Below are 23,764 nucleotides of genomic sequence, written 5' to 3' on the forward strand. Positions count from 1 at the left end.
CGGGCAGACCATGAGCAACGAGGACAAGCTCCGCGACTACCTGAAGCGTGCGACGGCCGATCTCAAGCAGGCCCGCCGCCGGCTGCACGAGCTGGAGGCGCGCGACACCGAGCCGATCGCGATCATCGGCATGAGCTGCCGCTACCCCGGGGGCATCGCGACGCCGGACGACCTGTGGGACGTCGTCGACCAGGGCCGCGACGTGATCGGCGAGTTCCCGGCCGACCGCGGCTGGGACATCGAGGGCGTCTACGACCCGACGCCCGAGCGGCCCGGCAAGACCTACACGCGCCACGGCGGTTTCCTTTACGACGCGGCGAATTTCGACGCGGAGTTCTTCGGCATCAGCCCGCGCGACGCCCGTCGTGCCGACCCGCAGCAGCGGATCCTGCTCGAAGCGTCCTGGGAAGCCATCGAGCGCGCCGGGCTCGACCCGCACGCGCTGAAGGGCAGCCCCACCGGTGTCTTCGCCGGCGTGATGTACCACGACTACAGCGGCGGCAGCCCCGAAGGCAGCCTCGTGTCCGGTCAGGTTTCCTACACGCTCGGTCTCGAAGGACCGTCGGTGTCGGTGGACACCGCGTGCTCGTCCTCGCTGGTGGCGCTCCACATGGCCGCCCAGGGACTGCGTCGCGGAGACTGCTCGCTCGCGCTGGTCAGCGGCGTTGCTGTGATGGGCACGCCCGAGATGTTCGTGGACTTCTCCAGCCGCCGCGGTCTGGCCGCGGACGGCCGCAGCAAGTCGTTCTCCGACGACGCGAACGGCACGTCGTGGGCCGAGGGCGTCGGCGTGCTCGTGCTGGAACGCGTTTCGGAGGCGCGCCGCAACGGGCACCAGATCCTCGCACTGCTGCGCGGTTCCGCGGTGAACCAGGACGGCGCGAGCAATGGCTTCTCCGCTCCCAACGGCCCCTCGCAGGTCCGGGTGATCGAGGCGGCGCTCGCTGACGCCGGACTCTCAGTGTCCGATGTGGACGCTGTCGAGGCACACGGCACCGGAACCGCGTTGGGCGACCCGATCGAAGCGCAGTCGCTGATGGAAACCTACGGCCAGCGCACGACGGGGGAGCCGCTGCTGCTCGGCTCGATCAAGTCGAACATGGGCCACCCGCAGGCCGCCGCCGGCGTCGCCGGGGTGATCAAGATGGTGCAGGCGCTGCGGCACGCCAAGCTGCCGAAGACGCTGCACGTCGGCACCCCGTCGACACACGTCGACTGGACCGCGGGCGCGGTGGAACTGTTGACGGAGCCGCGTGAGTGGCCCGAGGTGAACCGGCCGCGCCGCGGGGCCGTGTCCTCGTTCGGCGTCAGCGGCACCAACGCGCACGTGATCCTGGAGCAGGCACCGAGCCAGGAACGGGAAGAACCGCCCGCGCCGGTGGTCCACCCGCTCGTGCTGTCGGCGAAGACCCCGGCCGCGCTCGCCGCGGCCGCGGGCCGGATCGCGTCCCATGTGGACAGTCACGCCGACGAGCTCGCCGACATCGCGCACACCCTCGCCACCGGACGAGCTCGGCTCGACCACCGCGCGGTAGTTGTCGCGCAGGATGCCAAGCAGGCTGCGGAAGCCCTGCGTGCGCTCGCTGCGGGCGGATCGCGCCCGGACGTCGTCACCGGTACCGCCGACGCACGCGGCAAGACCGTGTTCGTGTTCCCCGGCCAGGGCTCGCAGTGGACCGGAATGGCGACCGCGTTGCTGGAGCAGTCGCCGGTGTTCGCCGAGCGGATGGCCGAGTGCGATGCGGAGCTGCGGAAGTTCGCGGACTGGTCAGTGCTCGCGGTGCTGCGCGGCGAACCCGGCACCCCGCCCGCCGACCGCGTGGACGTGGTGCAGCCGATGCTGTGGGCGGTGATGGTCTCGCTGGCCGCGCTGTGGCGGGCGCACGGCGTGGAGCCGGACATGGTGATCGGCCACTCGCAGGGCGAAATCGCCGCCGCGAGCGTCTCGGGTGCACTGTCCCTTGAGGACGGTGCCCGGGTGGTCGCGTTGCGCAGCAAGGCGATCGGGGACGTCCTCGGCGGCCGGGGCGGCGGGATGCTCGCCGTCGGCCTGCCCGCCTCCGGCCTTGGCTCCCGGCTCGACGCCTGGGACGGCCGGATCTCGGTGGCCGCGGACAACGGCGCCACGTCGGCCGTGCTGTCCGGCGACGGCGCTGCCCTTGACGAGCTGCGCGACCAGTTGGTCGAGGAGGGATTCCGCGCCAAGCGGGTGCCGGTGGACTACGCGTCGCACTCCGCACACGTCGAGCACCTCGCCGACCGCCTGCTGGCCGACCTCGCCCCGATCACCCCCGGCGCGGGGACGGTCGCGATGACCTCCACGGTGACCGAGGAGCCGGTGACCGAGTCCACTATGGACGCCCGGTACTGGTTCACCAACCTGCGCACGACGGTCCGGTTCGCGCCGGTGGTCGCGAAGCTCGCCGAGGCGGGTTACACGCGGTTCATCGAGATCAGCCCGCATCCGGTGCTGGCCATGAGCATCCAGGAGACCTTGGACGAAGGCGGCCACAACGGTTCCGTCACCGGAACCCTGCGCCGCGACGAAGGCGGTCTGACCCGGTTCGCGACCTCGCTCGCCGAGCACTCGGTCCGCGGCGGCGCGGCGGATTGGGCCTCGCTGGTTCCCGGCGCCCAGCTCGTGGAACTGCCGACGTATCCGTTCCAGCACAAGCGTTTCTGGCACGAAGAAGAGGCCGCGGCGGTTCCGGTGACCGGAGCGCAGGTCGCCGACCAGGACTTCTGGCAGGACATCGCCGCGGGCGACGTCGACGCGCTCGCCACCCGGCTCGGCGTCGAAACCGCCCCGCTGGCCGAGGTCGTCCCTGCATTGGCCGCCTGGCACGGCCGCCGCACCGATCTGTCCACAATAGAATCCTGGCGCTACCGAGTCTCCTGGGCACCGGTGAGCGTCGCGGGCGAACTGGCCGGGACCTGGCTGGTCGTCGTCCCCGCCGACGTTCCCGAAGCGACCGAGCTGGCTGATGCACTCGCCGCGCAGGGCGACGTCGTCCGGGTGATCGCGACGGCGGACCGCGCCGAACTGGCCGGGCAGCTCACCGAGGCGACCGCGGTGCGGCCGTTCGACGGCGTGCTGTCGCTGCTCGCGCTCGACACCCGCGAACACGCGGAGCACCCCGCGCTCAGCACCCCGGTCGCCGGCACCGTCGCGCTGCTGCAAGCCTTGCGCGACACCGGGGTTGACGCCCCGGCATGGGTGGTCACTCGTGGTGCGGTCGCGGTGGACGCCTTCTCCGACGCAGACCCGGCCGCCGCGGCGGTGTGGGGACTCGGCACGGTCGTCGCGCTCGACCAGCCCGCCGCTTGGGGCGGCCTGGTCGACGTCGAGGGCCCCGCGGACGCCGCGCGGCTGGCCGCCGTGCTGTCCGGGTCGGACCACGAGGACCAGGTCGCGATCCGGCCGTCCGGGGTGTTCGCCCGGCGCATGGTCCGCGCTCCGCTGCCCGCGACCGACGCGGAGTGGAAGCCGCGGGGAACGGTGCTGGTCACCGGCGGCACGGGCGCGGTCGGCGCGCACGTCGCCCGCTGGCTGGCCGGACGGGGCGCCGAGCACCTCGTGCTCACCAGCCGCCGCGGTCTCGACGCTGAAGGCGCGCGTGAGCTGGTCGAAGAGCTGGCTGGCACCCGCGTCACGGTCGCGGCCTGCGACGTCACCGACAAGCAGGCGCTCGCGGCGCTGCTGGCCGAACACCCGCCGACGGCCGTGGTGCACGCCGCGGGTGTGCTGACCGACGAGCCGGCCCTTGCCGACGTCACGCTCGCGGAGTTCGCCGCCGCCACCCGCGCCAAGATCACCGGCGCGGCACTGCTCGACGAACTGCTGGGCGACACCGAGCTGGACGCGTTCGTGCTGATGTCCTCCGGCGCCGCCGTGTGGGGCACCTCCGGTCAGCCCGCTTACGCCGCGGGCAACGCCTACCTCGACGCGCTCGCCCGCCGTCGCCGCGCCGCGGGACGCACCGCGACCGCGGTCGCGTGGGGCTCATGGGGCGGCGGGGGCATGGTCGACGCCGAAGCAAGCGACCTGCTGCGCCGCATCGGCCTGGCCGAGATGGCTCCGGAACTCGCCGCCGAGGCACTGGGCCAGGCGCTGGACCGCGACGAGACCCACCTGGTGGTCGCCGACATCGACTGGGCCACGTTCGCCCCGGTGTACCAGCTCGCCCGGCCCCGGCCGCTGCTGCGCGCGCTGGCCGAGGTCGCCGAGGAGGAGACCGGCCCGGTCGAGGGCACCGGCGACCTGAAGGGGAAGCTCGCCTCGCTGACGCCCGCCGAACAGCAGCGGACGCTGCTGGAGCTGGTCCGCGGCCAGGTCGCCGTGGTCGCCGGATACGACAACGGCTCGGCGGTCGAACCGGCCCGCGCGTTCAAGGAACTCGGGTTCGACTCGGTCACCGCGGTCGACCTGCGCAACCGGCTCGGGGCCGCCACCGGGCTCAAACTCCCGGCCACCGTCGCGTTCGACCACGTCAACCCGCAGGCGCTCGCCGAACATCTGTGGACCCAGCTGGGCGGCGGCGAAGCGGCGGTCCCGCTGGAGGCGGAACTGGACCGGCTCGAGGCGGTCGCGTCCGCTCTGGACGCCGCGGAGATCGACAGGTCCCGGATCGTCGTCCGCCTGCAGGCGATGGTGACCGCCCTGCACCAGACCCTGGCCGGCACCAAGGCCGCCGACGTCCTGCAAACCGCGACCACGGACGAGCTGTTCGCCCTCATCGACAACGAGCTCGGCGCCTGAGCGCACCCACCCAGCGACAAGAGGATTCTGGCGATGACTGACGAAAGCAAGCTGGTCGACTACCTGAAGCGGGTGACCGCCAACCTGCAGGAGACGCGTGAGCGGCTTCGCGCGGTCGAGGCGGCGGAGGCCGAGCCGATCGCGATCGTGGCGATGGGCTGCCGGTACCCGGGCGACGTGCGCTCGCCGGAGGACCTCTGGGAGCTGGTGGCCGGCGGCCGGGACGCGATCGGCGCGTTCCCGTCCGACCGCGGCTGGAACCTGGACACGCTGTTCGACGCCGACCCCGACAGCCCGGGCACGAGCTACGTCTCCGAGGGCGGCTTCGTGCACGACGTCGGCGAGTTCGACGCGCCGTTCTTCGGCGTCTCCCCACGCGAGGCACTGGCCATGGACCCGCAGCAGCGGATCGTGCTGGAGCTGGCGTGGGAGACGTTCGAGCGGGCCGGCATCGCGCCGCATTCGCTCGCCAAACAGCAGGTGGGCGTGTTCGTCGGCAGCGGCGACCAGGACTACTACGACGAGCTGCCGCCGTCCGTGCTCGCGGGCGAGGTCGCGGACTACCTGAGCACCGGCAACGCCGCGTCGGTCATTTCCGGCCGGGTCGCCTACGCGCTCGGGTTGGAAGGACCGGCCGTCACGGTCGACACGGCGTGCTCGTCGTCGCTGGTCGCCCTGCACCTCGCCGTGCAGGCGCTGCGGCAGCGCGACTGCGCGCTGGCGCTGGCCGGCGGCGTGATGGTGATGTCGCGGCCGGGTCCGTTCCTGGCGTTCAGCCGTCAGCGCGGGCTCGCCGCGGACGGCCGGTGCAAGGCGTTCTCCGACAGCGCGGACGGCACCGGTTGGGCCGAGGGCGCGGGAACCCTGTTGCTGGAACGGCTTTCCGACGCGCGCCGCAACGGCCACCCGGTCCTCGCTGTCGTGCGTGGCTCTGCGGTGAACTCTGACGGCGCGTCGAATGGTCTCACCGCACCGAACGGTCCTTCGCAGCAGCGGGTGATCCGGCAGGCGCTGGCGAACGCGCAGCTCTCGGCGTCCGATGTGGACGCCGTCGAAGGTCACGGCACCGGCACCACGCTCGGCGATCCCATTGAGGCGCAAGCCTTGCTGGCCACTTACGGCCAGGACCGGGACCGTCCGCTGTGGCTCGGTTCGATCAAGTCGAACATCGGCCACGCGCAGGGCGCGGCTGGTGTCGGCGGGGTGATCAAGATGGTGCAGGCAATGCGCAACGGCCTGCTGCCTCGCACACTCCATGTCACCGAACCGTCCACAGAGGTCGATTGGACCTCCGGCGCGGTCGAACTGCTGACGGAGGAGCGCCCGTGGGCGGCTGGGGAACGCCCGCGGCGCGCGGGTGTGTCGTCGTTCGGCGTCAGCGGCACCAACGCACACGTGATCGTCGAAGAAGCTCCCGCCGTTGAAGCGGAGGAAGTGACGCCGAGCTGGCCGGAAGGCGTTCCGGTTCCGTGGCCGCTCGCCGGGCACGGTGCCGCGGCGCTTAAGGCGCAGGCGGCCCAGCTGCTGTCCGTTGTGGACGGTGCGACCCCGCTCGACCTCGGTTTCTCGCTGGCTACGTCCCGGTCGCCGCTCAGCCACCGCGCCGTCGTGCTCGACGGGAAGGCCGGGGTCGCCGCCCTCGCCGACGGCTCGACGTCACCCGCGCTGGTCACCGGCACCGCCGTCGAGGGGCTCACCGCGTTCCTCTTCTCCGGACAGGGCGCTCAGCGCGCGGGCATGGGCGCCGAGCTGGCCGCCGCGTTCCCGGTGTTCGCCGAGGCACTGGACGAGGTCTTCGCCGCGATCGACCCGCACCTCGACCGTCCACTGAAGACGGTCGTCTTCGAGAACCCGCGGCTGATCAACCAGACCGGCTACACCCAGCCCGCGCTGTTCGCGATCGAGGTGGCGCTGTTCCGGTTGCTGTCGTCGTGGGGCATCAAGCCCGACTTTCTGCTCGGCCACTCGGTCGGCGAGCTGGCCGCCGCGCATGTCGCAGGGGTGCTGTCGCTGACCGACGCCTGTGCTCTCGTCGCGGCCCGGGCGAAGCTCATGCAGGCCTTGCCGACCGGTGGCGCGATGGTCGCCCTGCAGGCGACCGAGGACGAGGTCGCCCCGCAGCTGACCGACGACGTCAGCATCGCCGCGATCAACGGCCCGGACTCGGTGGTGCTTTCCGGCACCGAAGACGCGGTCGCCGCGGTGGTGGCGAAGTTCGAGGGCCGCAAGTCCTCGAAGCTCAAGGTGTCGCACGCGTTCCACTCGCCGCTGATGGAGCCGATGCTGGCAGAGTTCGCCGCCGTCGCCCGCACGCTCACCTACTCGCGGCCCGAAATCCCGGTGGTCTCCAACGTTTCCGGCGCGCTCGCCGGGGCCGAGATCGCCACGCCGGAGTACTGGGTTTCGCACGTCCGCGCCGCGGTCCGGTTCCACGACGGGCTGACCGCGCTGAGCGCACAGGGCGTTTCCCGCTTCGTCGAGGTCGGACCGGACGGCGTGCTTTCCGCGCTCGCCCGGCAGAGCTTCGACGCAGTGGTCGTGCCGGTCCTGCGCAAGGACCGGCCGGAGCCGCAGGCAGCGCTCACGGCGCTTGCCGAACTGTTCGTCAGCGGCCTCGTCCCGGACTGGGCCGCGGTGTTCGCCGGCCGCGGCGCCCAGCGCGTCGACCTGCCGCCGTATGCCTTCCAGCGCAAGCGCTACTGGATCGACGCCCGCGCCAACCGCGACGAGGTGACCGCGGCCGGACTCGCCTCGGCCGGGCACCCGCTGCTCGGCGCCGCCGTCTCCCTCGCCGACACCGACGGCGTGGTGCTCACCGGCCGGCTTTCGGCGGAGACGCACGCGTGGCTGGCCGAGCACCGGCTCGGCGAGGTCATCACCGTGCCCGGCACGGCGTTCCTGGAGCTGGTGGTCCGCGCCGGCGACCAGGTCGGCAGCGGCCGGATCGAAGAACTCACGCTCAGCAGCCCGCTGGTGGTGCCGGAGCGCGGCGGCGTGCAGGTCCAGGTGACCGTCGGCGCGGCGGGGGAGCACGGCGTCCGCTCCGTGACGGTCCACTCGCGCGCGGAAGGTGCCGAGGGCGAGCCGTGGACGCTGCACGCGAGCGGCACGGTCACGCCACCGTCGTACCGCGGCGGGGTGGAGCTGGCCGAGTGGCCGCCCGCCGGTGCGGAGCCGGTCGGGATCGACGGCGTGTACGACGACTTCGCCGACACCGGCCTGACCTACGGACCGCTCTTCCGTTCCCTGCAAGCGGTCTGGCAACGCGACGGCGAGATCTTCGCTGAAGTCGCGCTGCCGGAAGACAGCGATGCTGACCGTTTCGGCCTGCACCCGGCCGCGCTCGACGCGTGCACCCACGCCCTGCGTGTCGCGGGCGGCGGGGACGGCGGCGTCGGCCTGGTTCCGTTCTGCTGGACCGGCGTCGAGCTGCACGCCACCGGTGCGTCCGCGCTGCGCGTGCGGTTCAAGCCGACCACCGAGGACGGCTACGAGATCGCCCTCGCCGACCCGACTGGCGCTCCGGTCGCGACGGTCGCCGAGACGGTGTTCCGCGCCTTCACCGCGCCGGTCGCCGAACAGGCCGCTCCGCTGTACCGGATCGAATGGCAGCGGTCGGCGGAAACCGAATCCACTGTGGACACTGCCGACGTGCAGGTCCTGGAGTGCGTCGGCGAATCCGGCACCGCCGCCGAGACGCACGAACTCACCCACCGCGTCCTGGCCGCCCTTCAGACCTGGCTGGCCGAGGAACACTCCGAGCAAGCCAGGCTCGTGGTGGTCACCCGCGGTGCGGTCCCGGCCGCCGGAGACGTCACCGACCTCGCCGCCTCGGCGGTCTGGGGTCTGGTCCGCTCCGCGCAGGAGGAGAACCCGGACGCCTTCGTCCTGCTCGACCTCGACGCCGAAACCACGCCGGAAGCGGTATTGCCGCAGGTGCTGGCCTCGGGCGAAACGCAGGCGGCGGTCCGGCTCGGCACGGTCCTCGTGCCCCGGCTGGTCCGCACGACGCCCGAGCTGGACCGGCCGTACTTCTGCCCGCACGGCACGGTGCTGGTCACTGGCGCGTCCGGCGCGCTCGGCGGAAAGCTCGCCCGGCACCTGGTCGCCGAGCACGGGGTGCGCAGGCTGCTGCTGCTCAGCCGCCGGATCACGCCCGCGCTCGACCAGTTGGCCGCTGAACTGCGCGAAAGCGAGGTCGACGTCCGGCTGGAGCGCTGCGACGTCGCCGACCGCGAGGCGCTGGCCGGCGTGCTGGCGTCGCTGCCGGAGGAGAACCCGCTCACCGCGGTCGTGCACGCCGCTGGCGTTCTCGACGACGGTGTAGTCACCGCGCTCACCCCGGAGCGGGTCGACGCGGTGCTCGCCCCGAAGGTCGACGGCGCGCTGAACCTGCACGAACTCACCCGCGCGACCGCGCTGTCCGCGTTCGTGCTGTTCTCGTCGGTCTCCGGCGTGCTCGGTGCGCCCGGCCAGGGCAGCTACGCCGCGGCCAACGCGTACCTGGACGCCCTCGCGTCGCACCGCGTCGCGCACGGCCTGCCGGGTCTGTCGCTCGACTGGGGCCTGTGGGGCGAGGTCGGCGGGATGGGCGGCACGCTCACCGAAGAGGAGGTGCAGCGGCTCGCGGCCAGCGGCATCGTGCCACTGTCCACTGCGGACGGTCTGGCGCTGTTCGACCGCGCGCTCGCGGTCCGCAAACCGACCGCCGTCCCGGCCAAGCTCGACCTCCCGGTGCTGCGCAAACTCGACCGGCTCCCGCGCACGCTGGAACAGCTCGTCGGCCGCACCACGCGCCGAGTCGCCGCTGCAGCCGGGTCCACAGTGGACTCCTTCGCCGGACGACTGCTGAGCTTGCCGGAAGAAGACCGGCGCGACGCCGTGCTGGAACTGGTGCGCGGGCACGCCGCGACCGTGCTCGGGTACAGCGGCGCGCACGAAATCGAGTCGTCGGCGCAGTTCTCGTCGCTCGGCTTCGACTCGCTGACCGCGATCGAACTGCGCAACGGCCTCACCGCGGCCACTGGGCAGCGGCTGCCCGCGACCCTGATCTTCGACTACCCGACACCGACCTCGCTGGCTGCGCACCTGCTGGCCGAGCTGGCCGGCACGGCGGTCGAGATCAACACAGTGTCCACTAAGGACAACTCGGACGAGCCGATCGCGATCGTCGGCATGGCCTGCCGCCTGCCCGGCGGTGTCACCTCGCCGGAACAGCTGTGGGAACTGGTCGCCGAGGGCCGCGAAGCGATCGGCGACTTCCCGGCCGACCGCGGCTGGGACGTCGACGGCCTGCTCGACCCGACTGGCCGCCGCCCCGGCACGACGTATGTAGCGCGCGGCGGGTTCGTCTACGACGCGGGCGATTTCGACCCGACGTTCTTCGGCGTCTCGCCGAAGGAAGCGCCGATGATCGACCCGCAGCAGCGGCTGCTGCTCGAAGCCTCGTGGGAGGCACTGGAGCGGTCCGGGATCGACCCGGTTTCGCTCAAGGGCAGCCCGACCGGGGTGTACGCGGGCGTCCAGTACCACGACTACGCGGGTGCGAGCAGCGCTGGATCGATCGTCACCGGCCGGGTGTCCTACTCCCTCGGCCTCGAGGGCCCGGCTGTCTCGGTGGACACGGCGTGCTCGTCGTCGCTGGTCGCGATGCATATGGCGGCGCAGGCGCTGCGCGGCGGGGATTGCTCGCTCGCGCTGGCCGGCGGCGTCACGGTGATGGCGACTCCGGAGACATTCGTGGAGTTCAGCCGCCAAAAGGGGCTGGCCCCGGACGGCCGGTGCAAGGTGTTCTCCGACGACGCCGACGGCACGACCTGGTCCGAAGGCGTCGGCGTCCTCGTCCTGGAGCGCCTCTCCGACGCCCGCGCCAACGGGCACCCGGTGCTCGCGGTCCTCAAGGGCAGCGCGGTGAACCAGGACGGCACCTCGAACGGCCTGACCGCGCCGAACGGTCCCGCGCAGCAGCGGGTGATCCGCGCGGCGCTGGCCGACGCCGGACTGGAACCGTCCGATGTGGACGCCGTCGAAGCGCACGGCACGGGCACGAAGCTGGGCGACCCGATCGAAGTCCAGGCGCTGCTGGCCACTTACGGCACGCAGACCTCGGCGGACCGTCCCTTGTGGATCGGATCGGTGAAGTCGAACATCGGGCACACCCAGGCCGCCGCCGGCGCCGCTGGCGTGATCAAGATGATCGAAGCGATGCGGCACGGCGAACTCCCCGCGACGCTGAACGTGGGCAAGCCGTCGAGCGAGATCGACTGGTCCTCGGGCGCGGTGCGGGTGCTGGCCGAGCCGGTGAAGTGGCTGCCCAACGGCCACACCCGCCGGGCGGGCGTCTCCTCCTTCGGCGTGAGCGGCACCAACGCGCACGTGATCCTGGAGGAAGGCGACCGGCGCGAGGTCACCGCCTCGACTGGTCCGGAGTACGACGGCCCGGTCGCGTGGCCGGTCTCCGGTCGCGGCGCCGCGGCGTTGCGGGCACAGGCCGAGCAACTGATGTCCTATGTGGACGAAGAGCCGGAAGGCAGCCTCGCCGACATCGGCGTCTCGCTGGCCACCACGCGCGGCGCGTTCGACCGCCGGGCCGTGCTGATCGGCAGCCGGTCGCCGCAGTTCGTGCGCGGCCTCGCGGCGCTGGTCGACGAGGAAGAGGCGCGCGGAGTCGTCAGCGGGACCGCCACCGCGGGCGGGCGCACCGCGTTCCTGTTCGCGGGCCAGGGTTCGCAGCGCGCGAAGATGGGGGCACGGCTCGCCGAGCAGTACCCGGCGTTCGCCGCCGCGTACGACGAAGCCTGCGCCGCGGTCGACCGGCACCTGGACCGCCCCATCCGGCCGATCATCGACAGCGGGGAGGGCATCGACGAGACCCGCTATACCCAGCCCGCGCTGTTCGCGCTGGAAGTCGCGCTGTTCCGCCTGGTCCGTGCGTGGGGCGTCAAACCGGACGTGCTCGCCGGGCATTCGATCGGCGAGATCGCGGCGGCCCACTGCGCTGGCGTGCTCTCCCTCGAAGACGCGGCGAAGCTGGTAGTCGCTCGCGGTGCGCTGATGCAGGCGTTGCCGACCGGCGGTGCGATGGTAGCGATCGACGGAACTCCCGAAGCGGTTCGCGAAGCCGCAGGGGACACTGTGGACATTGCCGCGGTGAACGGTCCGACCGCGGTCGTGATCTCCGGCGCTGAAGAAGCGGTTGCCGCAGTGGCGGCGAAGTTCGAGCGCACCAAGAAACTCCGTGTCTCGCACGCGTTCCACTCGCGACTGATGGACCCGATGCTCGGCGAGTTCCGCACTGTCGCGGAAGGACTGTCCTATGCGGACCCGCGGATCCCGGTCATCTCGACGGTCACCGGCGGCCCGGCCGACCTGACCTCGCCGGAGTACTGGGTGAACCAGGTCCGCGCAGGGGTGCAGTTCCGCGACGCGGTCACTCGGGCCGCCGCGGACGGCGTGACCCGGTTCCTGGAGCTGGGCCCGGACACCACGCTCGCCGCGATGGCCGCGGGTTGCTTCGACGAGCAGCCTGAGGCGCTGGCTTCGCTGCTGCACAAGGAGAACGACGAGGCGGTGGCCGCGCTGACCGGTGTCGCGCAGCTGCACGTCAGCGGCGTCGACGTCGACTGGTCCGCGATCTACGAGCCGACCGGCGCCCGTCCGGTGCCGGTGCCGACGTATCCGTTCCAGCGGCAGCGCTTCTGGCTGGAGAGCACCTCCGGTGCGGTCGGCGAGGAAGACCACCCGCTGCTCGGGACGGCACTGGAACTCGCCGACGCCGAAGGGCTGCTGTTCAGCGGGCGGCTTTCGGTGGGCACACACCCGTGGCTGGCCGACCACGTCGTCGGCGGCTCGATCCTGTTCCCCGGCACCGGTTTCGTCGAAATGGCGATCCGGGCAGGCGACGAGGCGGGCTGCCCGCGCTTGGAGGAACTGACCCTGGAGTACCCGCTGGTCGTCCCCGAGCGCTCCGGCGTCCGCGTGCAGTTCGCCCTCGGCGCGGCCGACGGCAGCGGCAGCCGGACGTTCAGCGTGCACTCCCGGCCGGAAGGCGACAGCGCCGCCTGGACGCGGCACGCGATCGGCAAGCTCGCCAAGGCGGGCAAGGCCGGGAAGTTCGAGCTGGCCGAGTGGCCGCCCGCCGGCACCGAGGAGGTCCGGCTGGAGGGCACCTACGAAGAGCTGGCCGCCGACGGGCTCGCCTACGGTCCGGCGTTCCGCGGGCTCGTCGCGGCCTGGAAGCGCGACGGCGAAGCGTTCGCCGAGATCCAGCTCCCGGCCTCGGTGTCCGATGTGGACCGTTACGGCATCCACCCCGCCGTCCTCGACGCCGCACTGCACACCATCGGTGTCTCCGGCGCGGCCGGGGACGAACCGGCGCTGCCGTTCGCCTGGGAAGGCGTCCGGTTGCACGCCGTCGGGGCGACGACGCTGCGGGTCCACGTCCGCCCGGTCGGCTCGGGCGCGGTCTCGCTCGACGTCGCCGACGGTGCCGGGGCTCCGGTCGCATCGGTGGAATCCCTGCTGCTGCGCCCGATGTCGGCCGTACCGCAGGCGGCACCGACTGGCGGTGGTGACGCGCTGTTCCGCGTTGCCTGGGAACAGGCCGACCTCGACGCCGTCGCCGAGGTCACCGACTGGACTGTGCTCGGCCCGGACGCCTTCGGCCTCACCGAAGCGCTGGGCGCCAAGGCAGCCGGGACGGTCGCCGAGGCGAGCGGACTGGTCGTGCTGCCCGCGGGCGGCACCGACGACGTCCACGCCGAACTGCACCGCGTGCTCGGCCTGCTGCAGGACTGGCTCGCCGGGTCCACCGGTTCGCTGATCGTGGCGACCCGGGGCGCGGTGGCCGCCGAAGAGGGGGAGAACCCCGACCCGGCCGGCGCCGCGGTCGCGGGCCTGGTGCGCTCGGCACAGGCCGAACACCCCGGCCGGATCACCCTGGCCGACCTCGGCGCGGGCACCCCGGCCGGCCGGACGCTGGCCGCGGTGTCGGCCTCCGACGAGCCGCAGGTGGCGCTGCGGGCGGGCGCGGTGCTGGTGCCGCGCCTGGTCCGGGCGGCCGACGCGGCAGCGGCCCCGGTATGGGACGCCGAGGGCACCGTGCTCGTCACCGGAGCCACCGGCGCCCTCGGCACGGCCGTGGCGCGGCACCTGGCCACCGAACACGGCGTGCGGAACCTGCTGCTGGTCAGCCGTCGCGGTGCGGACGCACCGGGCGCGGCCGAACTGCGGGACGAACTGTCCGGTCTCGGCGCCGAGGCCACGTTCGCCGCCTGCGACGTGGCCGACCGGGACGCGCTGGCGGCGCTGCTGGCCGGAATCCCGGCCGACGCGCCGCTGCGGGCGGTGGTGCACGCGGCCGGCGTCCTGGACGACGGGGTGCTGACTTCCCTTACGCCGGAACGACTCGACAAGGTCCTGCGCCCGAAGGTCGACGCGGCGGAGGCGTTGCACGAGCTGACCCGCGAGCTGGACCTCACCGCGTTCGTGCTGTTCTCGTCGGCCGCCGGGGTCCTCGGCGCACCGGGGCAGGGCAGCTACGCCGCGGCCAACGCGTTCCTGGACGCACTGGCCGCCCGCCGGCGCACCGAGGGCCTCACCGGCACCTCGCTGGCGTGGGGCCTGTGGAGCGACGGCATGGGCGCGGCGCTGGAAGACGCGGACGCGCACCGCATCGGCGAGACCGGCATCACCGCACTGTCCACTGAGGACGGTCTGCGGCTGCTGGACGCGACGGTCGGCGCGGCGGAGGCGCAACTGGTGCCGATCGCACTGGACACGCGCGTGCTGGCGTCGTCCGGCGGCGACGACCTCCCGGCCGTGCTGCGCGGTCTGGCAGGCACGCCCGGCCGCCGTGCGGCACAGGACACGGCGGAGGACACCGAGTCGCTGGCCAAGAAACTGGCTGGCCTGGCGGCGAACAAGCGCGTCCCGCTGGTGCTGAACCTGGTGCGCACGCACGCCGCGGCGCTGCTGGGCCACGCCGGTCCGGAGGCGGTGGAAGCGGACCGCTCGTTCAACGAGGTCGGCTTCGATTCGTTGTCCGCCACCGGGTTCCGCAACAAGCTCAGCCTCGTCACCGGGCTGAAGCTGCCGGTCAGCCTGATCTTCGACTACCCGACGCCGCGGATCCTTTCCGAGTTCCTCGTCGGCGAACTGGCTCCTGCCGAAGAAGCACCTGCCGAAGAAACCGTTACGGAGCAAGGAGTCCGGGAGGCGCTGGCGGGAATCCCGCTGGAGAAGCTGCGCGCGGCCGGGCTGCTGGACGGGCTGCTGGAGCTGGCCGGCGTGCGCCTTGCCGAAGACCGCGCCGAGGAGCCGGAAGCCGTGGAGGAGGCGTCGATCGACGACCTCGACACGGACGCCCTGATCAGCATGGCGATCGGCGCCGGCGACGACTGAGCGCACCGGGCGCGAGGGGCGGGAACCCCTAACCCGGCAGGCCCCGGCCACTGTTGTCCGGCCCCGCCGGGGTGTGGCCCACTGACAAGACCCGAACGAGGAGAGGTAACCCCATGGTCACCGGCTACGCAATCGAAGCACGGGGGCTGCGCAAGTCCTACGGCGACGTGAAAGTGCTGGAAAGCGTCGACCTGAGCGTGCGGCGCGGCACGATGTTCGCGCTGCTCGGCCCCAACGGCGCCGGGAAGACCACGACGGTGCGGATCCTCAGCACCCTCCTGGACGCCGACGGCGGCACCGTGACCGTCAACGGGCACGACCTCGCCGGGTCCAAGCGGACGGTGCGCGAGCAGATCGGCCTGACCGGACAGGACACCGCGGTCGACGAACTGCTCACCGGCCGCGAGAACCTGGAGATGATGGCCCGGCTGTTCCACCTGCCCGCCGCGCGGGCGAAGGAGCGCGCCACCGAACTGCTCGCGCAGTTCGACCTCGTGGAGGCCGCGGGCCGCCAGGTCAAGACCTACTCCGGCGGCATGCGGCGCAGGCTCGACCTGGCGATCAGCCTGATCACCTCGCCGCCGGTGCTGTTCCTCGACGAGCCGACCACCGGTCTCGACCCGCGCAGCCGCTCGGCGATGTGGGACGCGATCCGCGAACTGCTCACCGGCGGCACCACGATCCTGCTCACCACGCAGTACCTCGAGGAGGCCGACCAGCTCGCCGACCGGATCGCGGTGATCGACAAGGGCCGCGTCGTCGCTGAGGGCACCGCCGCCGAGCTCAAGCGCAAGGTGGGCACTGAGCGGTTGAAGCTCACCTTTGCCACCGCCGCCGACGCGGCGCGCGCGCACGAGGTCGCCGGCGGGGTGCTGACCGGCGAGACGGTCAGCGTCGCGATCGACCAGCCTGCCCAGGTCCGGCAGGTGCTCAACCGGATCGACGACGCGGGCCTCGAAACCACCGGGCTGGAGCTCTCCGAGCCGACCCTCGACGACGTTTTCCACACCCTCACCGGAACCGCGGGAGCGAACTGATGACCCAGACCCTGTCCAGGGAGATCGAGGGGACGCACATCCCCGGCTCCCCGAGCCGCTCGTCGTTCGCGCTCGCCCTGTCCGATTGCCGGGTGCTGGTCGCGCGCAACGTCAAGCACATCGTCCGCAACCCGGAGATGCTGATCCAGGCGTTCTCGCTGCCGATCGTGCTGCTGCTGCTGTTCCGCTTCATGTTCGGCGGCGCGATCAACCTGCCCGGCATGGCCTACGTCGACTACCTGGTGCCCGGACTGGTGGTCGTCAGCATCGGCTTCAACTCGACGACCACCGTGGTCGGCGTGGCCGCTGACCTGACGCAGGGCCTGGTCGAACGGTTCCGCTCGATGCCGATGGCGGGCTCGGCCGTCCTCGTCGGCCACGTCGTCTCCGGCGTGCTGCGCAGCATGCTTTCGCTCGTGGTGATGGTCGTGGTCGGCCTGGCCATCGGATTCCGCCCGGCGGGCGGCGTGCTCGGCTGGCTCGCCGCGACCGGACTGCTGGTGCTGTTCGCCGCCGGCGTGTTCTGGCTCGCCACGCTGGTGGGGTCGATCGCCAAGACCGTCGAGGGAGCGGGCGGCCTCGGCATGATCTTCGTGTTCGTCCCGTACGCCACCAGCGCGCTCGTGCCGACCGGTTCGATGCCGTCGGTGCTGCGGGCCGTCGTCGACAACCAGCCGGTGACCGTGGTGATCGACGCCGTCCGCGGCCTGATGAACGGCACCGCGGTGGCCTCGACGGTGTGGCTGGCGTTCGCCTGGTCGGTCGTCCTCACCGCGGTCGGCGCGTACCTCGCGATCCGGAAGTTCCACCAGCGCGCCCGCGGCTGACCCCCTCGCCGCGGTGGCGAAGGCGGCCCGTGCCCCCGAGCACGGGCCGCCTTTTTCTTGAACCCGAGACGCGGGCTGCGTCAGACCGCCCAGGTTGCTGTGGGCGGCAACCCGGGACCGGCCTAGCTCGTAAAGGCGGGTGAAGCGGTCGGCGTCGAGTTCGCCGTCGGAGATGTGCAGCGAGCAGCCGCCCGGCCTGGCGCCCCCGGCAGCGTACTAAACCGACTCCCCGGTTTCCCCAGTAAAACAGGCCGGTCGGTTTGATTGCTGATCACAGTGCGCCGCACGAAAAAGGGCGACCCCGCACCGCCGGGCCGCCCATTTTCCGAAGCCTCAGACCCCGGACGTCTCCTGCTCCGCGCCGCGCGGATCGAACCGGTGCAGCCGCCGCGGCGGGACCACCGAGTTCAGGATCAACGTCCACATGTACGCCGTGCGCTCGAGCAGGTCGTTGCGGCCGGTCAGCACCTGGGAACTCAGCTGGATCCCGGTGAACGACGCCTGCACGTACACCGCGAGGTCGTACGCGTTGATCTCCTTGCGCACATCGCCCGCCGCCTTCGCCGCGAGCAGGCAGCCGTGGATCGTGTCGATCCACCGCTTGTACGCGGCACCCGCCGGCGCGATGAACGAACCCTGCTCGATGACCAGCCGGACGCTCGCCCGGACCCGCACGTCGGACTGCAGGCTGGCCGCCATCCCCTGGGTCAGGTCGATGACCGTCTGCAGCCCAGGGCGTTCGATCGCCGCGAGCGGCTCCCAGACCGTGAACTGTTCCTCGATCAGCGCGTCGGCCAGGTCTTCCTTCGACTTGAAGTGGAAGTACAGCGCGCCCTTCGTGACGCCCGCTTCGGCCAGGATCTCCGACAGGCTCGCGCCGAGGAAGCCGACGGCGTCGAACCGCGAGGCGGCCGCCTCGAGGATCGCGTTCCGTGTCTGCTCCGCACGCTCTTGGCGAGCCACAGCGGCCCCTCTCGCTTTGGCGGCTCGGTCCACAGCAGACCCCCGCCCAGAAGGACAGTCTACGTCCCGGCGGCCCGGAAAGCCACTAAAAACCGCTCGGTTGGTATGGTTTCAGCGGGGGAGCAGGGGGCTCCGGTCAGGGGAGCAGGGCGGCTATTCCGTCCAGGACTCGTTCCAGCGCGAAGTCTTCGGGCGCGGCGGCCGGCCAGCCGTGGGATTCGGCCAGTTCGGCCAGATGCGGATAGCCGCCTTCGGACAGTCGCGGTTGCAGGAAAGCTCGTACTTCGGCGGAGTATTCGGCGGATTCGGGGGAATCCGGGTCGGCCGCCGTCCGGCGGCGGTCCGCGGTGGCCCGGACGACCGCCGAAACCAGCTCCGCGCACCCCAATGCGTCCACAGTGGACAAATCGGCCCCGGTGAAAATGTCCAGGAGCTGTTCGGTCCAGCGGAGGCGGTGCGGGGTCAGGCTCTCGCGGACGTCCAGCAGCCAGGGGCGGGCGGCGTACCGTTTGGCGGCGGCGTCCGCCCAGGCCCGGACCGCGGAGCGCCACTCCAGGCCCGCGGCGGGTTCCGGGGGCGGGCCGAACCCGGTCTCGGCCAGCAGGATCAGCAGTTCGTCTTTCGAGCTCACGTAGCGGTACAGCGCGTTGGTCGTCAGCCCGAGCGCGGACGCGATGTTCGGCAGCGACGCCGCGGCCAGGCCCTCGGTGTCGGCCAGTTCGACGGCGGCCGCCACCACCGCCTCGACGGTGTGCGACGGCTTCGGCCCGCGACGGGGACGCGGGCCGCCTTGCCATGCCGGGGACAGACCTGGGGGCAGGGCGCGGGGGTCGGGCTCGATCGGCATCTTTCGCTCCGGGACGTCTTTCAGTAAACTGTGCAAGTCTTACACCGATCTGGCCTGGGGGCGAGCCAACGTGAGCGAGACCAATCGATCCGGGGCCGGGAGCGCCGCCGAGGCTGAACGGCGCACCCCTGTTTCGCGACGGCCAGCGCGCTGACCTGGTCCGGCATCGGCGGGAATCCGGACCCGCCGCAACTGCTTCGCGCCCTGTCCGGCGGCACCGTCTGAGCTGCTCCGAGGCCCTGTTGCCGGGGCCTGGGGTTTCCCGATCATCCGGGGTCCGCTAAACTGTGCAAGCCTTACACAATTAATCCCGACTCCGCCGAAGCCGTATTGGGGGGCCTCTCATGTCGGAGAGCACCGAGAAGACCCGTTCGGGGAGCGGATCCGCTCGCCTGATCGTCACGATCGCCTGGGCGGCCGTCCTCGGCGTCCAGTTCGTCATCTGGCTGCTGATGTGCCTCATCAGCATGTCCTTCAAATGGCCGTTCTGGCTGTGGACGCTGGGCGGCGGCGTGATCGTGCTCGGGGTCTGGTGGTCGCTCGACCGCCGCGGTTCCGGAAACGGATCGGAGTGAACGACGTGTCCACCACCACCACTTCCGTGGCAACGCCGGTCCAGCTGGACGCGGTGCACAAGACCTACGGCCGCGGCGAAAGCGCGGTCGAAGCGCTCGCCGGCGTGTCCGTTGCCTTCCCGGCAGGCACTTTCACCGCGGTGATGGGTCCGTCCGGTTCCGGCAAGAGCACGCTGCTGCACTGCGCGGCCGGGCTGGACACGCCGACCTCGGGCACGGTCACGCTCGTCGGGACCGACCTCAAGGGCAAGAACGAAACGAAGCTCACCGAACTGCGCCGCGAGCACGTCGCGTTCATCTTCCAGTCGTTCAACCTGATGCCCGCGCTGAACGTGGAGCAGAACGTCACGCTGCCCACGCTGCTGGCCGGCCGCACGCCGGACAAGGCGTGGGTGGACCAGGTGATCGCGCGCGTCGGGCTGTCCCAGCGCGTGAAACACCGGCCCGGCGAACTGTCCGGCGGGCAGCAGCAGCGCGTCGCGATCGCCCGCGCGCTCGCCGCCCGCCCCGCGGTGGTGTTCGCCGACGAGCCCACCGGCGCGCTCGACACCACCACCGCGCTCGAGGTGCTCGGCCTGATGCGCGAGCTGGTCAGCGCGGGCCAGACGATCGTGATGGTCACGCACGACCCGGTCGCCGCGTCCCACGCGGACAACGTGCTGTTCCTGGTCGACGGCCGGATCGTCACGCAGATGGCGAACCCGAGCGTCGACGCGGTGGCGAGCACCCTGGCGCACCTCGGCGAGCAAGCGAGGAGGCAGCGGTGAGTTCGCGGCGAGTCGTGCTCGCGCTCGCACTGTCGAGCCTCCGGTACCGCGCGGCGGCGTCGCTCGCGTCGTTCATCGCCATCTTCGTCGGCTGCGGTCTGCTGATCGCGTGCGCCGGGCTGTTCGAGACGGCGATCGTGCTGAAGGCGGCCCCGGAACGGCTTTCCGCCGCGCCGCTGGTCGTCGGCGGGTCCGCCGGGTTCAAGCTGCCGGACGAGGAATCGCAGGTCGTCCCGTACGCCGAGCGTGCGGTGCTGCCGGAGGACCAGGTCGCCAAGATTTCCGCGGTGCAGGGCGTCGGACAGGCGGTGCCGGACGTTTCGTTCGCGACCGTGCTGCTGCACGACGGTGCGCCCGAGCCGGGTGCGTCTGTCCTTTCCGGACACGGCTGGGATTCCGCTTCGCTGGGCGGCTACAAGCTGACCGAGGGCGCGGCTCCGAACACGCCGGGCCAGGTCGTGCTCGACGCGGCCACCGCGTCCGCGGCCGGCCTGCGCGCGGGTTCGGCCGTCGACCTGGCAGTGAACGGACAGCGCCAGTCGTTCCAGATTTCCGGCGTCGCACAGCCTTCGCAGGCCGTGCGCGCGCCCGCGTTCTTCTTCTCCGTCGCGGACACCCAGCGGTTCAACCCGCATCCCGGCACCGTCGGGCTCGTGGGCGTGTTCCCGGCCGACGGGATCGACGCGACCGAACTGGCGGGCAAGATCTCCGAGCAGGTTCCGGCGCTGACGGTGCTGACCGGCGACGACCGCGGTTCGGCCGAATTCGTCGGCGTGAGCGGAAGCCAGCTGCCGCTGATCCTGCTCGCGGCGATCTTCGGCGGCATGGTGCTGGTCGTGATGGCGCTCGTCGTTTCCGCGACGATCAGCCTCACCGTCCGGCAGCGGCAGCAGGAACTCGCGCTGCTGCGGGCGACCGGGGCGACGCCGAAACAGGTGCACCGCATGGTCGTCATGGAGACGATGGCGGTCGGCGCGCTCGCCGCGGTGTGCGGGGCGTTCCTGGGCAGCCTGCTCGGGAACTGGATCTTCAGCACCAGCGGTTCGCTCGGCATCGTGCCGGACGAACTCGCCTTCACCCAGGACATCATCGCGTTCGCGGCGGGCATCGTCGTCACGCTCGCGATCACCTTCGGGGCCGCGTGGTTCGCCGCGCTGGCCGCCGCCCGGGCCCGGCCGATCCAGGCACTGGCCGAGGCGGCGATCCCCGGGGCCAAGGTGAACGCGGTGCGCCGCATGGGCGCGCTGATCTGCGGTGCGGCCACTGTGCTGCTGGCTTCGACCACGATCTTCATGCCCGCCGACAGCGCGGCGGCGATCGGCGGTCCGGCGCTGCTCACCGGTGCGATCGGCGTCGCGCTGCTCGGTCCGGAGATCATCGCCTGGGTGGTGGACCGGTTCGGTCCGTTCGTGCGCCGGGTCGCCGGCCGCGACGCCACGCTCGCGGTCATCAACACCCGGGCGCGGGCCGTCGCGTTCGCCGCGGTGCTCACGCCGATCACGCTCGCCAGCGCGGTCGCGCTCGGCAACGTGTATTCCGAGACTACCGCGCAAAAAGCGCAGGTCAACGCCTACGCCGGGCAGTTGCAGGCGGACGCGGTGCTCACCTCGACCGCGGGCGGGTTCTCGCCGGACCAGCTCGCGCAGATCCGCAGCACGCCAGGAGTTTCGACCTCGTCGCCGCTCGTCACCAGTTCCGGCTGGATCGAAGATCCGTACGACGGCAACGGAAGCGACCCGTTGCGGCTGCTGGGCGTCGCCCCGCAGGACCAGGGCGGCACGGTGCTCTCCACCGAGGTCACCGAAGGTTCGCTGACGGCATTGCGCGGGGATTCGGTGGCACTGCCTGCGTCGGTCGCCGACAGTCTCGAGATCAAGGTCGGTGCCAAGATCAAAATGCGGCTCGGCGACGGGGCACAGGTCCCGGTGACCGTGGTCGCCCTGCTGGACAGCCCGTCCAGCTACGCGAGCATGGTGCTGCCCGCGGACCTGCTGGCCGCGCACACCACCAGCGGCCTGCCGTCGCAGGTGCTCGTGCGAGGCGGCGACGCCAGCGCGATCGTGTCGGCACTGTCGGACCGGACGAAGGACTGGCCCGGGGTCTCGGTCGGCGACGACAGCACGCTCGCCGCGAGTTTCCAGGCGAGTGCCGACGTCGAGGCGCTGATCAACTACCTGCTGGCTGTGCTCGCCATCGCGTACGCCGCGATCGCCGCGGTGAACACGCTCTCGGTGGCGGTGCTGGCCCGCCGGCGGGAGTTCGGCGCGCAACGGCTCGCCGGCGCCGACCGCGGGCAGGTGAAGCGGATGCTGTTCGTGGAAGGCGGGATCGTGGCGGTGACCGGGCTCGTGCTCGGCATCGTGATCTCGCTCTTCACCGTGGTGCCGATGGCCCTGACCACCGGCGAGATCATCCCGTCCGGACCGGTCTGGGTGTTCCTCGCCGTGGTGCTCGCGATCTTCCTGATCGTGTGGCCGGCCACCGCGCTCTCGGCGAGGCTGGCGATGCGCCGCAACGCCGTCGAAGCGGTGAAAATGCCCGGCCAGTAACGATTTCTAGGGGTACGCCGGGCCGGTCCGGGGTGGATAGTCTCGAAAGGACTGTCCACCCGGCCCGGCTTTTGCCGTCTCTGGAGCTATCCCATGCGTGTACTCCTGGCCGCGCCGTCCTCGACCGCCCGGCTGCACACCCTGGTGCCGCTGGCCTGGGCGCTGCGGACCGCCGGACACGACGTGAAAATCGCCGGACGCCCCGCGTTTGTCGAGGACATCCTCCGCACCGGCTGCGCCGCGGCCGAGCTCGAAGACGGCGACGCGGAACTAACCGAATCCGCCGCGCTGGTCAAGTTCGCGCGACTGTGGCGGCCCGCTGTAGTCGTGTCGAACGCACTCGCCGGAATCACCGCCGCCCGCGCGGTCGACGCCAAGGCAGTTCGCGTGCTTGGGCCGTCGGACTTCGACGGCACCGCGGACCACACACTCGACGTCGTCCCTCCTTCATTGCGCGACAAGGACTCTCCTGGAACTTCAATACGGCACATTCCGTATTTCGGTCCGGCCGTGATCCCCAACTGGCTGCGTCGCAAGGCATGCCGCCCTCGCATTCTCCTGTCACTGACCGATCCTTCCTGGTATGAGCCAGTCTTCAGCGCACTGTCCGATGTGGACGCCGAGTTCGTCTGCAGAGCGGAATTGCCAGCCGGGCTTACCCTGCCACCGAGCGTGAAACTAGTGGACTCCGCGCCTCCTTCTGCCGTGCTGCCAACCTGCGCGGCGGTGGTGCACGACGGCGACGAGACCTTGGCCCTTGCCGCAGTGGCGTACGGTCTTCCACAGCTGTCGTTGACCGAGTCCGCTTTCGGTACCCGCGTCACCGCGGCGGGCGCGGGGCTTACCGGCTCGGCGGAAGAGCTCTCCCGACTCACCGACGACACACTTCGCGCCGGTGCGGAAGCGTTGCGTGCGGAGGTAGCCGCGTTACCAGCCCCTCGCGCGGTCGTCGCCCCCCTGCTCCCGCTAGGTCCGCTTTAGATCGCTCCGGCACTCTCTGTGGAGTAGAGAGGACCACTGCGTGAAGTGAGGTGGCGGC

General features: G+C 71.7%; 10 protein-coding genes. 8 read left to right on the top strand and 2 right to left on the bottom strand.

The genetic code is table 11. The annotated features are described in order from the left end of the window. The first annotated feature begins 10 nt into the window (after positions 1–10). The 4 genes from PUT80_RS06085 to PUT80_RS06100 all read left to right on the top strand — a co-directional run bounded on the left by PUT80_RS06085 (position 11) and on the right by PUT80_RS06100 (position 17,024). Complete coding sequence (locus PUT80_RS06085; protein ID WP_275291339.1) at positions 11–4,759, top strand: type I polyketide synthase; 4,749 nt, start codon at positions 11–13, stop codon at positions 4,757–4,759. 33 nt (positions 4,760–4,792) lie between these two features. Beyond that, positions 4,793–15,160, top strand: coding sequence for a type I polyketide synthase (locus tag PUT80_RS06090; protein ID WP_275291340.1), 10,368 nt, complete (start codon positions 4,793–4,795; stop codon positions 15,158–15,160). Positions 15,161–15,273: 113 nt separating this feature from the next. Further along, on the top strand, positions 15,274–16,197 hold the full coding sequence (locus PUT80_RS06095; RefSeq protein ID WP_275291341.1) for an ATP-binding cassette domain-containing protein: 924 nt from the start codon (positions 15,274–15,276) through the stop codon (positions 16,195–16,197). Next, positions 16,197–17,024, top strand: coding sequence for an ABC transporter permease (locus PUT80_RS06100; RefSeq protein WP_134729751.1), 828 nt, complete (start codon positions 16,197–16,199; stop codon positions 17,022–17,024). Before PUT80_RS06095 ends, PUT80_RS06100 begins: the two co-directional genes overlap by 1 nt. A 333-nt stretch (positions 17,025–17,357) precedes the next feature. Here PUT80_RS06100 and PUT80_RS06105 read toward each other — a convergent pair whose 3' ends face one another. Both PUT80_RS06105 and PUT80_RS06110 read right to left on the bottom strand, forming a co-directional pair. Then, positions 17,358–17,987 (bottom strand): ScbR family autoregulator-binding transcription factor, encoded by a 630-nt coding sequence (locus PUT80_RS06105; protein WP_134667379.1) that lies wholly within the window; start codon positions 17,985–17,987, stop codon positions 17,358–17,360. Positions 17,988–18,123: 136 nt separating this feature from the next. Continuing rightward, complete coding sequence (locus PUT80_RS06110; protein ID WP_275291342.1) at positions 18,124–18,834, bottom strand: TetR/AcrR family transcriptional regulator; 711 nt, start codon at positions 18,832–18,834, stop codon at positions 18,124–18,126. 344 nt (positions 18,835–19,178) lie between these two features. Here PUT80_RS06110 and PUT80_RS06115 point away from each other — a divergent pair, with 344 nt between their 5' ends. From PUT80_RS06115 to PUT80_RS06130, 4 genes are all read left to right on the top strand, one after another. After that, complete coding sequence (locus PUT80_RS06115) at positions 19,179–19,409, top strand: hypothetical protein (protein WP_037810549.1); 231 nt, start codon at positions 19,179–19,181, stop codon at positions 19,407–19,409. Then, positions 19,406–20,176, top strand: a complete 771-nt coding sequence (locus PUT80_RS06120) for an ABC transporter ATP-binding protein (protein WP_238604604.1) — start codon at positions 19,406–19,408, stop codon at positions 20,174–20,176. Before PUT80_RS06115 ends, PUT80_RS06120 begins: the two co-directional genes overlap by 4 nt. Continuing rightward, positions 20,173–22,725 (top strand): ABC transporter permease, encoded by a 2,553-nt coding sequence (locus PUT80_RS06125; protein WP_275291343.1) that lies wholly within the window; start codon positions 20,173–20,175, stop codon positions 22,723–22,725. Before PUT80_RS06120 ends, PUT80_RS06125 begins: the two co-directional genes overlap by 4 nt. A gap of 93 nt (positions 22,726–22,818) precedes the next feature. Further along, entirely contained in the window at positions 22,819–23,706 is an 888-nt protein-coding gene (locus PUT80_RS06130) for a nucleotide disphospho-sugar-binding domain-containing protein (protein WP_037810548.1), read from the top strand. Positions 23,707–23,764 lie beyond the last annotated feature (58 nt).

Source organism: Amycolatopsis sp. La24, assembly GCF_029087445.1.
Taxonomy (GTDB): Bacteria; Actinomycetota; Actinomycetes; order Mycobacteriales; family Pseudonocardiaceae; genus Amycolatopsis; species Amycolatopsis nivea.